Source organism: Peribacillus sp. GL_122 (assembly GCF_057835005.1).
Genome location: NZ_CM174415.1, coordinates 5,613,522 through 5,626,143, shown reverse-complemented (window position 1 = coordinate 5,626,143; position 12,622 = coordinate 5,613,522). Strand labels below are relative to the sequence as shown.

At 43.1% G+C, this 12,622-nt stretch carries 19 protein-coding genes; 14 read left to right on the top strand and 5 right to left on the bottom strand.

Annotated features, from left to right (window positions below; genetic code table 11):
* The 12 genes from AC3ISB_RS27445 to AC3ISB_RS27390 all read left to right on the top strand — a co-directional run bounded on the left by AC3ISB_RS27445 (position 1) and on the right by AC3ISB_RS27390 (position 8,538).
* Positions 1 to 375, top strand: a complete 375-nt coding sequence (locus AC3ISB_RS27445) for a bifunctional adenosylcobinamide kinase/adenosylcobinamide-phosphate guanylyltransferase (RefSeq protein WP_480340147.1) — start codon at positions 1 to 3, stop codon at positions 373 to 375.
* 14 nt (positions 376 to 389) lie between these two features.
* A complete protein-coding gene (locus AC3ISB_RS27440; protein WP_098370242.1) occupies positions 390 to 974 on the top strand; it encodes a cob(I)yrinic acid a,c-diamide adenosyltransferase in 585 nt (194 codons plus the stop codon).
* Positions 975 to 976: 2 nt separating this feature from the next.
* Positions 977 to 1,471 (top strand): ECF transporter S component, encoded by a 495-nt coding sequence (locus AC3ISB_RS27435; RefSeq protein ID WP_489275144.1) that lies wholly within the window; start codon positions 977 to 979, stop codon positions 1,469 to 1,471.
* The gene (locus AC3ISB_RS27430; protein WP_480340148.1) at positions 1,468 to 2,166 is read left to right on the top strand and encodes an ATP-binding protein; all 699 of its coding nucleotides are present in this window, start codon (positions 1,468 to 1,470) and stop codon (positions 2,164 to 2,166) included. The genes AC3ISB_RS27435 and AC3ISB_RS27430 overlap by 4 nt, the downstream gene beginning before the upstream one ends.
* A gap of 132 nt (positions 2,167 to 2,298) precedes the next feature.
* Entirely contained in the window at positions 2,299 to 2,442 is a 144-nt protein-coding gene (locus tag AC3ISB_RS27425; protein WP_489275142.1) for a GntT/GntP/DsdX family permease, read from the top strand.
* A gap of 113 nt (positions 2,443 to 2,555) precedes the next feature.
* Complete coding sequence (locus tag AC3ISB_RS27420) at positions 2,556 to 2,906, top strand: GntT/GntP/DsdX family permease (protein ID WP_489275141.1); 351 nt, start codon at positions 2,556 to 2,558, stop codon at positions 2,904 to 2,906.
* A gap of 14 nt (positions 2,907 to 2,920) precedes the next feature.
* Positions 2,921 to 3,040 (top strand): GntT/GntP/DsdX family permease, encoded by a 120-nt coding sequence (locus tag AC3ISB_RS27415; protein ID WP_141992339.1) that lies wholly within the window; start codon positions 2,921 to 2,923, stop codon positions 3,038 to 3,040.
* A gap of 22 nt (positions 3,041 to 3,062) precedes the next feature.
* Positions 3,063 to 4,607, top strand: coding sequence for a gluconokinase (gntK, locus tag AC3ISB_RS27410; protein WP_144549252.1), 1,545 nt, complete (start codon positions 3,063 to 3,065; stop codon positions 4,605 to 4,607).
* Between the two features lie 96 nt (positions 4,608 to 4,703).
* Positions 4,704 to 5,180: a Cys-tRNA(Pro) deacylase gene (gene ybaK / locus AC3ISB_RS27405; protein ID WP_063234213.1), complete on the top strand. Its 477-nt coding sequence runs from the start codon at positions 4,704 to 4,706 to the stop codon at positions 5,178 to 5,180.
* Between the two features lie 88 nt (positions 5,181 to 5,268).
* The gene (locus AC3ISB_RS27400; RefSeq protein ID WP_452452371.1) at positions 5,269 to 6,387 is read left to right on the top strand and encodes a PRK06851 family protein; all 1,119 of its coding nucleotides are present in this window, start codon (positions 5,269 to 5,271) and stop codon (positions 6,385 to 6,387) included.
* Between the two features lie 166 nt (positions 6,388 to 6,553).
* Positions 6,554 to 7,420, top strand: a complete 867-nt coding sequence (locus AC3ISB_RS27395; RefSeq protein WP_480340151.1) for a Cof-type HAD-IIB family hydrolase — start codon at positions 6,554 to 6,556, stop codon at positions 7,418 to 7,420.
* Between the two features lie 83 nt (positions 7,421 to 7,503).
* On the top strand, positions 7,504 to 8,538 hold the full coding sequence (locus AC3ISB_RS27390; RefSeq protein WP_489275138.1) for a PQQ-dependent sugar dehydrogenase: 1,035 nt from the start codon (positions 7,504 to 7,506) through the stop codon (positions 8,536 to 8,538).
* Between the two features lie 82 nt (positions 8,539 to 8,620).
* Here AC3ISB_RS27390 and AC3ISB_RS27385 read toward each other — a convergent pair whose 3' ends face one another.
* From AC3ISB_RS27385 to AC3ISB_RS27375, 3 genes are read right to left on the bottom strand one after another with little or no spacing between them, the layout of a single operon-like run.
* Positions 8,621 to 8,908, bottom strand: a complete 288-nt coding sequence (locus AC3ISB_RS27385; RefSeq protein ID WP_489275137.1) for a hypothetical protein — start codon at positions 8,906 to 8,908, stop codon at positions 8,621 to 8,623.
* Entirely contained in the window at positions 8,905 to 9,237 is a 333-nt protein-coding gene (locus AC3ISB_RS27380) for a hypothetical protein (protein ID WP_489275135.1), read from the bottom strand. Before AC3ISB_RS27380 ends, AC3ISB_RS27385 begins: the two co-directional genes overlap by 4 nt.
* Complete coding sequence (locus AC3ISB_RS27375; protein ID WP_489275134.1) at positions 9,234 to 9,476, bottom strand: hypothetical protein; 243 nt, start codon at positions 9,474 to 9,476, stop codon at positions 9,234 to 9,236. Before AC3ISB_RS27375 ends, AC3ISB_RS27380 begins: the two co-directional genes overlap by 4 nt.
* Positions 9,477 to 9,621: 145 nt before the next feature.
* On the opposite strand from AC3ISB_RS27375, the gene AC3ISB_RS27370 reads away from it, so the two are divergent.
* Both AC3ISB_RS27370 and AC3ISB_RS27365 read left to right on the top strand, forming a co-directional pair.
* Positions 9,622 to 10,041 (top strand): MarR family winged helix-turn-helix transcriptional regulator, encoded by a 420-nt coding sequence (locus AC3ISB_RS27370; RefSeq protein WP_098370233.1) that lies wholly within the window; start codon positions 9,622 to 9,624, stop codon positions 10,039 to 10,041.
* A gap of 18 nt (positions 10,042 to 10,059) precedes the next feature.
* On the top strand, positions 10,060 to 11,265 hold the full coding sequence (locus tag AC3ISB_RS27365) for an MFS transporter (protein ID WP_144527407.1): 1,206 nt from the start codon (positions 10,060 to 10,062) through the stop codon (positions 11,263 to 11,265).
* 147 nt (positions 11,266 to 11,412) lie between these two features.
* Here the strand turns inward: AC3ISB_RS27365 and bshB2 are convergent, their stop codons facing one another.
* Positions 11,413 to 12,078 (bottom strand): bacillithiol biosynthesis deacetylase BshB2, encoded by a 666-nt coding sequence (gene bshB2 / locus AC3ISB_RS27360; protein ID WP_098370231.1) that lies wholly within the window; start codon positions 12,076 to 12,078, stop codon positions 11,413 to 11,415.
* Positions 12,079 to 12,175: 97 nt separating this feature from the next.
* A complete protein-coding gene (locus AC3ISB_RS27355; RefSeq protein WP_076368396.1) occupies positions 12,176 to 12,523 on the bottom strand; it encodes a YojF family protein in 348 nt (115 codons plus the stop codon).
* Between the last annotated feature and the right edge of the window lie 99 nt (positions 12,524 to 12,622).

Sequence of the window (12,622 nt, the reverse complement as noted above, 5' to 3'; positions counted from 1 at the left end):
TTGTATGGTTTGGGAAATGATGTCCTTTGGCTATCCGGTTATCGAAAAGAACAGCCGGAATTGATTGATTTTCAAGGCAAGACTGTTGTATTGCAAGGATTGGATGCATGGATTCAACAAGATGCAGAAAAGATGGATTCAGATTCGATTCGAAAAAGATGGAAGGAAATCATGGCTGATTGGCGAATATGGGAGAAAGAAAAGGATGAACACAAATGCATTGTGATCGGTTCTGATATTTCCAAAGGCATTGTCCCGATCGAAGCAAAAGATCGCAGATGGCGCGATGCCTGCGGATGGGTCTTTCAAGATGTAGCATCCATATCCAGTCGCGTTGATATCATCTGGTATGGAATTAACCAGCGAATAAAGTAGAGGAGGCAATTGGGATGAAAATTTATACACGTACAGGGGATAAGGGACAAACAAGCGTAATCGGAGGTCGGCTTGATAAGGATGATATCCGTGTTGAATCTTATGGAACGGTGGATGAAGTGAATAGCTATATCGGTCTTGCGGTGACAGAATTGGATTCAGCGATATTTAAGGATGTACTGGCTGATCTAGAGAAAATCCAGCATGAGTTGTTTGACTGCGGCGGTGATTTGGCAACCGTTTCCGAGAAGGCCCCACAAAAGCTGACGGAGGAGGCCATTACCTATTTGGAAGAACGAATAGATGCCTTCATACTTGAAGCGCCGGAATTGGAAAAGTTTATCCTGCCTGGCGGCTCAAAAGCGGCTGCAACCATTCACATCGCCCGTACCGTTACAAGAAGGGCGGAACGGTTGGTCGTTTCATTGATCAAGTCTGGTGCGGCCGTTTCACCATTATCACTTCAATATTTAAATCGTTTGTCGGATTACTTCTTTGCTGTTGCACGTGTGATCAACTTCCGTCTTGGTGTGAAAGATGTGGAATATATCCGCAGCGCAAATGTATTCCGTGGAGGGAAAAGAAAGGAAAAAGAGTAAACATGGATGTAAGAAAAATTAGTGCAATTGCTATATTCATTGCCTTATCGGCTGTAGGGGCAATGATTAAAATCCCTTCCCCGATCGGGAGTATCGCTTTGGATAGTTTTCCGGCCCTTTTGGCGGCTGTCATACTTGGCCCGGTATCGGGGGCTATTGTAGCTGGGCTTGGTCATATCATTTCAGCGTTATTCGGCGGCATGCCACTTGGGCCATTCCACTTTTTGATCATGGTCGAGATGGCAGTCCTGACATGGATGTTTAGCATTTTATATACAAACGGAAAAAAAATAGGCGCATTTTTCCTCTTCTTTATCGGTAATGCCTTCGTTTTAGCCCTGCCTTTCGCATTTCTGATCAGCCCTGGTTTTTACACGTTATTGGTTCCGGGATTGACGGCAGCGACGGCGGTAAATGTAGTATTGGCTACCCTTTTACTGCCACGCTTGGAGCCTGTCTTGAAAAAAATGATTTTTAAAGATGGACTCGCAGAATGAGTGATTCATTGATTTTGCCATTCTCCGAATCAGATTCATTGATTATTTCAAGTGATAATAGCGGCGGAATCGGCCTGAAGGAAAAAGATCTTGTCCATGTCCCTTATGAGGTCGTTGGATATTATTCCTTTCGGGTTGCCGTCATGGAATGTTTGGGCGTTGGCGGGAGTCCAGTATCCGTCGTTCTAAATAATTTCTGCGGTGATCAAGCCTGGGAGGACTTGACCAGGGGTGTCAGGAAAGGGCTGAATGAACTGGGAATGGAGGATCTCCCCATTACAGGCAGCACTGAAAGTAACATGCCGCTTCTTCAATCAGCACTTGGACTTATGGTGATTGGTAAACGAGCGAATGAATCCGTTAAAAAGCAGCATCCTTTACGGAAAATAGCTTTGATCGGCAGGCCGCTCGTTGGAGAAGAAGTAATGGAACAGCAAGATTGGGTCGCGCCGTTATCTTTATATAAAAGCCTATGTGAAATGGAAGATGTTCAGGCACTTCCAGTCGGCTCAAAAGGGATAGCATATGAATGGGAGCATCTGGATCAATGTGGTGAAGGTGTTTCTGTGCATATAAGTAATAAAGTCGATATTGCAAAATCATCAGGACCGTCCACCTGCTTCCTCATTGCTTATCCTGAACAACTGGAGGAAGAAATCAAGCACCGATCCGGTACTCTTTTTATTGGTGAATGATATTTCATGACTGAATCAGGTATCGAGTTTAGTTCACAATGAACTGGTTCGATGCCTTTTTCTTTGAGAGCTTACCTTTATGGATTCCTTTCCTGATTTAGCGTGAATTATTGAATAAGATGTTTAGTTTTCTTGATCATTATCATGGCCAAAGTAAAATGGCACACATTTATTGCGTTACTTCTCGCCTCCGTCATTTTAGGGATCATCGCACGTATGGATATTCCGGATGTTGCAGATGCTGTTCAGACAGGGGCAGGTAATAATTTTGGTTAGATAGCACTCATTGTCAGTTTAGGTACCATGCTTGGAAAGGCGATGCGAGTCGGTGAAAATCGGAATTCCCATGTTAGCTGGACCTGCTTTTGGTTTCCTGCATATTTAAAAGAATGGATGTACAAGCACCCGAGGGGCTAGCGGATCAATTCTCCAATATACATAACCGTGAGCACCCAGGCTTCGGCATAACCTTGATCGCGGTTTTAATGCCGGTCTTATTAATAGGAGATTTCAGTGCTGTGTTTGGTGAAGATACAATATTGAATGATTGGATTGTCTTCATTGGAAAACCAATCATCGCCTTCATGGTTTCTGTGGTGGTTTCATTCTTTACATTAGGTTACGCTAGAGGTTTTAATAAAGTAGAACTAAACCAATTCATGGCCGCCTGCCCCGCCCCAACTGCATCCATTATCTTGATTATTGGAGCCGGCGGTGCATTTGAAAATGAATTGGGGTGAAGCCAGGATTTTGGATGATCAAAGTGCTTTTTAATTTAACAGGCGCGCAAATTTTAAAGTCTTGGACGGTTATGGATACGATTATATCAGTCGTTTCACTTATCCTAATCTTACTATTGAATTCAATTGTTTAAGAGAAAGGAGCTTGATGTAAATATGGGACAATCAGGTTATATGATGGGAATCGATATTGGTACGACGAGTACGAAGGTCGTTCTTTTTTCAAAAGGGGGGGAGGTTGTCCAATCTTGTTCGAGGGGATATCCTCTTCATAGTCCAACTCCTTCCGTTGCGGAACAAGATCCCGAGGAAATTTATAAAGCGGTCATCATTGCAATAGGCGAGGTCATGATTGCAAGCGGAATAGAAAAGCAAGAACTGGGCTTCATATCGTTCAGTTCGGCGATGCATAGCTTGATCGCAATTGGTAAAGGCGGCAACCCGCTGACGAATAGCATTACATGGGCAGATAATCGAAGTGTTGCCTATGCGGAGAGTTTGAAGGCTTCGGAACAGGGGATGCAATTGTATCACAGAACGGGAACACCCATTCACCCAATGTCGCCAATCACGAAAGTAATGTGGTTAAGAAATGAGCATCCCGGGATTTTTAACGAAACGGAAAAATTTATAGGAATTAAAGAATACATCATCTATAAATTTTTCAATGAGTATGTGATGGATTATTCGCTCGCTTCTGCAACGGGCATGTTCAACTTGAATGACCTGAAGTGGGATGAAGAGGCACTCGCCATTGCTGGAATTGGGGCTGACAAGCTGCCGACGCTTGTCCCTACAACGCATATCCTCTCAGGCTTAAGTGAGGAATTAGCCGCAAAAATGAACATTCATGCTGGTACCCCGTTTGTGATTGGCGCGAGTGACGGCGTGCTTGCCAACTTAGGGCAAAACGCAATCAAGCCAGGCGTTCTGGCAGTGACAATCGGAACGAGCGGTGCGGTAAGGACCGTCAGTGACCGGCCGCTTACCGATCCCAAAGGCAGGACATTCTGCTATGCCCTTACTGAGAATCATTGGGTAATCGGCGGACCGGTCAACAACGGGGGAATCACTTTCCGATGGGCTCGCGATCAATTGGGCCGTGTGGAAATTGAAAAAGCGAAGGCTTCGGGACAGGACTCCTATGAAATTCTGACGGATATGGCTTCTAATATTGCACCTGGTTCTGATGGGTTGATATTCCACCCGTATATGGCAGGGGAACGGGCACCATTATGGAGTGCCGATGCAAGGGGCTCCTTCTTTGGATTGGCGCTTCATCACACTCGTGACCATATGGTCCGGGCAGTGCTGGAGGGTGTGATGTATAACTTGTACAGTGTCCTTATTGCTGTAAAGGAGTTGACTGGTGCCCCCGAGAAGATTCATGCAAGCGGCGGATTTGTCCGCTCGAAGCTCTGGCGCCAAATCATGGCTGATATATTCAATCAAAACGTGACAATTCCTGAAAGCTTTGAGAGTTCGAGCTTAGGTGCCGCCGTTCTTGGATTATACGCTTTAGGCGAAATCGAAAGCCTTGATGAGGTTGAGGGTATGGTTGGTGAAACGAATGAACTTGTCCCGATCGAAGAGAACGTTAAAGTGTATGAAGAATTAATGTCGATTTATTTATCCGTGAGCAGGCAATTGGAAGGTGACTACAAGAGGATCGCTGATTTCCAAAGACGCCATTTAGAATAATTTTTAGGAAAGCACAGATGAATAAGCACTGTGCTTTTCTTTTTGCCCGGTATTTAAAATGGTAAGATGGTAGAAAACGATAAGGGGAATTTTCTTATGGGAGCCAGTAAAACGAATGCAATGCGAATTCTTGATAACAAACGTATAGAGTATGGCATGATGAGTTATGATGCCCGCGATGGAAAAATCGACGGGATCACTGTTGCGGACAAGATTGGAAAAGCGCCGGAAACCGTTTTCAAAACGCTTGTTACCCATAACGGACCGCAGCAGCTTTACGTATTTGTCATCCCTGTCGCAACCGAACTGGATTTGAAAAAAGCAGCGAAGGCCGCAGGTGCAAAAAAAATTGAAATGCTTGCGGTTAAAGATCTGCAAAAATACACAGGGTACATTCGGGGAGGCTGTTCCCCGATCGGAATGAAAAGGCAATACCCGACTTTTATTGATGAAAGTGCGACAAACCTGCCTGAAATCATCGTAAGTGGAGGGAAAATCGGTACACAGATCGTATTAAAACCGTCAGAATTCCTGGAAGTCACACAAGCGGAATCTGTAGCCCTAATAAAATAAACTGTTTGCCTTTAGGTATTCACCTATTGGGCCTTTTCTTCATACGCTGTCTTGAAGTTACATCTGTATTGTGAGGGAGAGTGTGAAAGTGACAGGAAAAGTGATGAATTATTTTGCTGGAGGCAATACGGCTAAAGGTTTTTATAGTTTATATGATTCCAATTTAAAAGGTCTGGAAAGATTATTCATATTAAAAGGCGGACCTGGTTCCGGTAAATCGACCATTATGAAAAAAATCGGCCAAGAATGGCTGGATAAAGGCTATGACATCGAGTATTTACATTGTTCGTCCGATAATAATTCCATTGATGGAGTAATCATACCGGCTTTGAAAATCGGGATCGTGGATGGGACTGCGCCGCATGTGATTGAACCGAAGGCACCAGGGGCCATTGAGGAATATGTCAATCTAGGAGCTGCCTGGAACTCCCAGCAGCTGGCTTCTGAAAGAGCGGCCATCATAAAGTTGACGAATGCGAGAAGCAAGAGTTTCGAGAAGGCATATGCCCTATTCGCTGAAGCATTGAAGATTCATGATGAATGGGAAGACATTTATAAGGCAAATATTGATTTCGCAAAATTGAATGGGTTGACCAATAAATTGATAGAAGGCTTTTATAGAGATATCGTCCTTAATAAGAAGTCGGATGTTCGTCACCGATTCTTAGGTGCAGCTACACCAACGGGTGCAGTTGATTTCATCCCCAATATTACTGAGGGAATACAAAAACGGTACTTTTTAAAGGGACGTCCAGGTTCCGGGAAATCAACGATGCTGAAGAAGATTGCAAAGGCTGCGGAGCAAAGAGGCTTTGATGTGGAAATATATCATTGTGGTTTCGATCCGCATAGCTTGGACATGGTAATCGTCCGGGAGGTTGGGATCGCCATATTTGACAGCACATCCCCTCATGAATATTTCCCTAGTAGTGGAGGGGATGAAATCATTGATATATATAAAACGGCCATCCTGCCAGGAACAGATGAAATATATGCCGAACAGTTAAAGGATGTTTCCACTAGGTACCGGACGAAAATGAATGAAGCGACAGCAAATCTCGCTAAGGCAAAAGATCTGCATGATGAACTCGAAAAGATTTATGTAAAAGCAATGGATTTTACAGCCATCGATGACATTCAAAAAGACATCCACGAACAGATTATTGAACGGGCCCAAGATGTCGATAGAAAAACGATTCTACATTAAGAAAACAAACTGCACCTATCTTAATTAGGTGCAGTTTATTTATATAAATAATAGAATTTTTTAATGACTGAAGGCACACCAAGAATATATACGGGTTTGTTAAACGTGTTTATCCACGATCTTTCGGTTAAAATAGGGATTATATTGAAAAAAGGGGCCGATTGAATTGATAAAGACGATTGCGATTGATATGGACGGAACATTGCTTAACAAAATGCAAAAGGTCAGTGAGGAAAATAAACATGCCATCCAGAAGGCGCAAAGCGAGGGTGTGGAAGTGATCATTGCTACTGGAAGATCTTATGTGGAAGCTAGGTTTGCCTTGGATGAAGCAGGCATCGTTTGCCCTGTCATCTGTGTAAATGGTGCTGCCCTCTTCACGGAGGAAGGAAAAATTGCCGCTTCCAATCCAATGTCGGCTGCCACTGCTAAAATGGTCGCTGGATTCCTCGAAGAACAAGGGATTTATTTCGAAATATATACGAGTCAAGGAATTTATTCCAAAGACTATGAAAACGCAATATCTGTTTTGGTTGATGTATTCGTTACAGCGAATCCTGACATTGACCCTGAGAATATGCGGAAATATGCGGAGCAGCGTTTACAGCTTGGACAGGTAACTTCCATTTCCGATTATTCCGAGTTATTCAGCCGTTCGGATGAGGAATATTATAAAATTCTCAGCTTCTCAAAGGATTTAACTTTATTAAATCAAATTGCTTCGAAATTGAAAGGACATGGAGTTACAGTCACTTCATCGGGGCGTGAAAATGTGGAAATCATGAGTGAAACAGCACAAAAAGGTACGGCACTTGAAACATATGTGAATGGAAAATCCGGCTCGATGCAGGAAACGATGGCTATTGGGGATAATTATAATGATGTATCCATGTTTGAACGGGTAGGTTTGTCTGTCGCAATGGGAAATGCCCCGCTCGAAATTAAAAAACTGTGTGATGAAGTAACAGGCAAGAATGATGAAGCCGGTGTCGCGGAGGCCATTTTAAAGGTACTTAAACAGTCAGCCTATTAAACTCATGAATCGAAGGGGGGAAAGACTTTGAAAAAATTGCTCTTTTTTTCCTTATGGCTACATTGATTTTAACTGGTTGTAACATGAATGGCGACAGCAAAACCCAGCCGAATCCTGACAAAGAAGTGACGGGCACTTTAGGGGAGGATCCGGATGTGCTGATAACGAACCTGCAGGCCCCATGGTCGATCCAGAAGAATGGGGACACAATGTATGTGTCAGAGCGGGCAGGAACCATCGTTGAGTGGGACAAGGATAAGATGACACGGCAAAAGGTCAACCTTAAAAAGACATTGTCAGCTAAAGCGGAAGCTGGGTTGCTTGGATTTTTGCTAGCTCCCGATTTCTCTAAAAGCGGGCAAGCTTTCGCCTATTATACCTATGAAGAAGGCGGGGATTCAATCAATCGAATCGTCATTTTAGAAAAAAATGATGATAAATGGCAGGAGATGGAGACCTTAATCGACGGAATACCAAGCGGGGATTACCACCATGGCGGCAGGATCAAGATTGGACCGGACGATAAGCTATACGCAACAACAGGCGATGCAAGAAAGGCTGAAATCGCACAGGACCTAGATTCCTTAGGCGGGAAAATTCTGCGCATGAACCTGGATGGCACCATTCCGAAAGATAATCCTTTCGGGAATTCTTACGTCTATTCATACGGTCACCGCAATCCACAAGGTCTCGCCTGGGATGAAGCAGGACAGTTATATGAAAGTGAACACGGAGATTCGGCACACGATGAATTAAATAAAATTGATCCGGGTAAGAACTATGGCTGGCCAGATATAGAGGGCGATGAGCAAAAAACTGATATGATAACACCATTGGTTCATTCCGGTGAAAATACATGGGCTCCATCTGGCATGGCCTATTTTGACGGAAAGCTCTATTTTGCAGCCTTAAGGGGTGAAGCGCTTAAGAGCTCTTATGTAAAAAGCGGAAAACTGACTGATATCATTACGGGCTCAGGAAGGATACGTGATGTATTCGTTGATGAAGGATTTCTTTATTTCATAAGCAATAATACGGACGGCCGAGGAAATCCTGATGAAAAGGATGATAAACTTTATCGTTTGCCACTATCTAGCTTAAAAGGGAATATGCCCTGAAGTTATCAATGAGAAGCTCGGAGATGTGGTATTTGTGTGATTCAAAATAGTTTTCGAATGAAATCATTCCGCAACGCAAAGATCAAATATCGGAAGCCTCGCTTTTTAATAGCGGGGTTTCCTTTTTGTTTATAGCCTCGAAGCATCGACCACGAAGAGCATGGCATGGCCCCGATTTAACCAATACCGTTTCGCCAAACTCACGAGTATTCGCTCCAAATTCATGAGTAAAAGCGCGGAATTCACGAGTATTCGCTCGAGACTCACGAGTAAAAGCATGAAATTCACGAGTAACGCCCAAACTCACGAGTAAAAGCGTGCAATTCACGAGTATTCGCTCGAAACTCACGAGTAAAAGCATGAAATTCACGAGTAACGCCCAAACTCACGAGTAAAAGCGAGCAATTCACGAGTATTTGCTCGAAACTCACGAGTAAAAGCATGAAATTCACGAGTAACGCCCAAACTCACGGTAAAAGCATGGAACTCACGAGTATTCGCTCGAAATTCACGAGCAAAAGCGCGGAATTCACGAGTATTCGCTCGAGACTCACGAGTAAAAGCATGAAATTCACGAGTAACGCCCAAACTCACGAGTAAAAGCGTGCAATTCACGAGTATTCGCTCGAAATTCACGAGCAAAAGCGCGGAATTCACGAGTATTCGCTCGAGACTCACGAGTAAAAGCATGAAATTCACGAGTAACGCCCAAACTCACGAGTAAAAGCGTGCAATTCACGAGTATTTGCTCGAAACTCACGAGTAAAAGCATGAAATTCATGAGTAACGCCCAAACTCACGAGTAAAAGCGCGGAATTCACGAGTATTCGCTCGAGACTCACGAGTAAAAGCATGAAATTCACGAGTATTCGCTCGAAATTCACGAGTAAAAGCGCGGAATTCACGAGTATTCGCTCAAAACTTCCAATTAAAAGCATGAACCTCCTGAATTTTGTCCCGGAAGCAATGGAGAAGCTGAGGAAGCGGTGTGCATACGATTATTTTCGTACAGCCGAAAGCTAGACATTTCTAATGAATAGGTGTATAGTTACCTAGGTAACTACTTTTGCAGGAGGAATACCTTTGTCCTTTAATAATGGTTTTTTTCATCATAACTTACAATTTTCGAGGTCATTTACCAAAAAGTTAAATGAACAATTGGCCAAGGTTGATCTTTATCATTCCCAATGGTCGATTGTATATTATCTGAGTCAGTTTGGCTGTTCTACACTTGTTGAAATAAGCACATATCTAGATGTTGAGAAACCGACGGTAACCAGGACGGTAAATCGGTTGGAAGAACTTGATTTGATTGAACAAGTCCCAGGAAAAGATAAGCGGGAACGGAGAATACAGTTAACGGAGTCAGGTTTAAGGACTTATCACGAGGCCAAAAAGGTAGTTGAAGAATTTGAACTTCAATTAATGAGCGGTTTGGCTGAAGAGGATCGAGAGGCAACGTTACGAACGTTGATTTTCCTGAAGGAGAAATTAAAACAATAGTAAGGAAGAAGGATTGAAATGAATCAAAAACCGAAATTGTGGACGAAAGATTTCCTGATTGTTTCGTCTGCGAACTTTTTTTTATTTTTAACTTTTTATGTCTTGATGGTAACATTGACCATTTACACGATGGATAACTTTCATGCGTCGCAAGCACAAGCGGGACTTGCTTCAAGTATTTTTGTTCTCGGGGCTGTGCTTGTCAGACCGATTGCAGGGAAAAAAATTGACAAGATCGGCCGCAGAAAGATGTTGCTTGGATCATTGGTTCTATTCCTGGTTGCATCCATAGGCTATTTCCTGGTGAATAGTTTATCCCTCTTATTGATCGACCGGCTTATTCACGGTTTTGCTTTTGGCCTTGCCACTACCGCAACTGGAACGATTGCTGCAGATATCATTCCGAATGAGAGACGCGGGGAAGGTACTGGTTACTTTGCCATGAGTACAAACTTGGCAATGGCATTCGGTCCGTTTATTGGATTGCTGATAACACAGCATTTCAGTTATTCCATCATTTTCTATGCGGCCTCCTTATTTGCCGCATTTTCTTTAGTTGCCTCATTATTCATGAATGTGCCTGAAGGGGAACAGAGCGGAGTTTCACCACAAAAAGGATTTAAAATCAGTGATTACTTTGAGAAAAGGGCACTGCCCATTTCCATTTTTATCGGGTTTGCCGGATTTACCTATTCGAGCATCTTGTCCTATTTAACGTCTTTTGCAAAGGAAATGGATTTAATGGATGCGGCAAGTTTTTTCTTCGTCGTATTTGCTGTATTCCTTTTGGCGTCCCGTCCGTTTACAGGACGGATGTTTGATGTGAAGGGGGAAAATGCAGTTATTTACCCATCGCTCTTACTATTTGCCGTCGGTATGGTCATCCTCAGCCAATCCCATCATGGTATCACGCTTCTGATTGCCGGCGCCTTTATCGGAGTGGGGTATGGTACGTTCCAATCAAGCTGTCAAGCGATTTCGATTAAAGAAGCCCCATCAAATCGGATGGGATTAGCCACATCTACGTTTTTTACAATGTATGACTTCGGTATTGGTGTTGGCCCATTCCTATTGGGATTCCTTATTCCATTTACAGGGTTCAAAGGGTTATTCATAGGAATGTCGATCTTTGCATTCGTACTTATTGGCATTTATTTCTTGGCACATGGAAAAAAAGCCTCGGCAAGAACGAAAATGCAGCATGAGGAACGCTTGTCTGCCTAATTTTTTGAATATGATTGTATAAAATGAAAAAATTTGGGGATGCTAATATTATGATTGATTTTCCAAAGTATCCCCCTTTTCTCCGCCTGTAATCCACAGGCGTTTTTTTTATGCCATAAACAAAAAAACCGCCTATTGGCGGTTTCTTTAAAATTTATAGGTCCATAATCGTTCTTTGCGAATCCAGTCTAGAAAATCCGCATCCTGATTTTCGAATTTCTCTTTCCAATCGATCACCATTGCCTGTGTTTGCGAACGGTGGGCAGTGAATGCAGCTACCTTTTTTTCTTCGACGGCAGAGATATCCTGGATGATGTCAGGCTGTCCCAATTCGTCAATGCAGTTATTCGAGAAGGCGACACAATGAAGTTTAGGTCTCTCTTTCTCTTCCATTCTTTCCACGGCCCGAACCACAGCCCGTGCTGTCGCTTCATGGTCTGGATGGACACTGTATCCTGGGTAAAACGTAATGATCAATGAAGGATTCAATTCATTGATGGCATCGGTAAATAATGATGTCAGCTTTTCATCATCTTCGAATTCAATCGTCTTATCACGCAATCCAAGCATGCGTAAATCTTGGATGCCAATCGCATTTGCTGCATCGATTAATTCCTTTTTACGAATTTTAGGGAGCGATTCCCTTGTTGCAAATGGAGGGTTTCCTAAATTACGTCCCATTTCTCCTAAAGTTAAGCATAAATAGGTGACAGGAGTGCCCGCTTCTCTATGAAGGGCAAGCGTTCCGGAGACCGAGAAGGCTTCATCATCGGGATGTGGGAATATAACTAATACATGGCGTTCTTTTTCCAAGGTATATTTCTCCTTCCGTTCTACTTACAGTGAGTATGGTTATCGGTGAATGGGAGTTTTCATCGGAATTATATGATATATATCAAGCAAGTTGTCATCATTCAAAGGGAGTGGGACTGAGCTGCATGGAGACAGCAAGCTTTCCGGAAAAATCAAGGCCTGCCAATAGCAATCTCCCCTGTTCATCCAATTCGAAGTGGTTAACGCCTTCTGCATATACCCAGCCAATATTGAGCTTCAAGCCGATGCGGTAGGGTCCATCCCCAACAATCTTCCCATGTTCATACTGTATAAAAGCATTACGAATATAAGCACCTGCCGAAAAGAAAGCTTCATCTACATGAGTGGCATAGGCGCCATTTGTCGTTTCAAGGTGAAGATATACATCTTGTCCGGCGAAAGAATCAATGGCATTTTGCACCTCTGTACGGTCTATAGGTTTCATTCTATAATTTCCTCCTTAACTGGGCGGCTAGATAAGCTTTTCCTTCTTTCTATTTTACTAAATAAAAGCAAAAAAAGCGAAAAAGGCCGCTCGATGAAT

Bases quoted from the DNA above. Each gene is read 5' to 3' on its own strand.
- AC3ISB_RS27365 (WP_144527407.1), top strand. From the start codon at position 10,060: ATGAATCAAAAACCGAAATTGTGGACGAAAGATTTCCTGATTGTTTCG.
- AC3ISB_RS27355 (WP_076368396.1), bottom strand. From the start codon at position 12,523: ATGAAACCTATAGACCGTACAGAGGTGCAAAATGCCATTGATTCTTTC.
- AC3ISB_RS27430 (WP_480340148.1), top strand. From the start codon at position 1,468: ATGAGTGATTCATTGATTTTGCCATTCTCCGAATCAGATTCATTGATT.
- AC3ISB_RS27440 (WP_098370242.1), top strand. From the start codon at position 390: ATGAAAATTTATACACGTACAGGGGATAAGGGACAAACAAGCGTAATC.
- gntK (WP_144549252.1), top strand. From the start codon at position 3,063: ATGGGACAATCAGGTTATATGATGGGAATCGATATTGGTACGACGAGT.
- ybaK (WP_063234213.1), top strand. From the start codon at position 4,704: ATGGGAGCCAGTAAAACGAATGCAATGCGAATTCTTGATAACAAACGT.
- AC3ISB_RS27415 (WP_141992339.1), top strand. From the start codon at position 2,921: ATGATCAAAGTGCTTTTTAATTTAACAGGCGCGCAAATTTTAAAGTCT.
- AC3ISB_RS27375 (WP_489275134.1), bottom strand. From the start codon at position 9,476: ATGCTTTTAATTGGAAGTTTTGAGCGAATACTCGTGAATTCCGCGCTT.
- AC3ISB_RS27390 (WP_489275138.1), top strand. From the start codon at position 7,504: ATGAATGGCGACAGCAAAACCCAGCCGAATCCTGACAAAGAAGTGACG.
- AC3ISB_RS27435 (WP_489275144.1), top strand. From the start codon at position 977: ATGGATGTAAGAAAAATTAGTGCAATTGCTATATTCATTGCCTTATCG.
- AC3ISB_RS27420 (WP_489275141.1), top strand. From the start codon at position 2,556: ATGGATGTACAAGCACCCGAGGGGCTAGCGGATCAATTCTCCAATATA.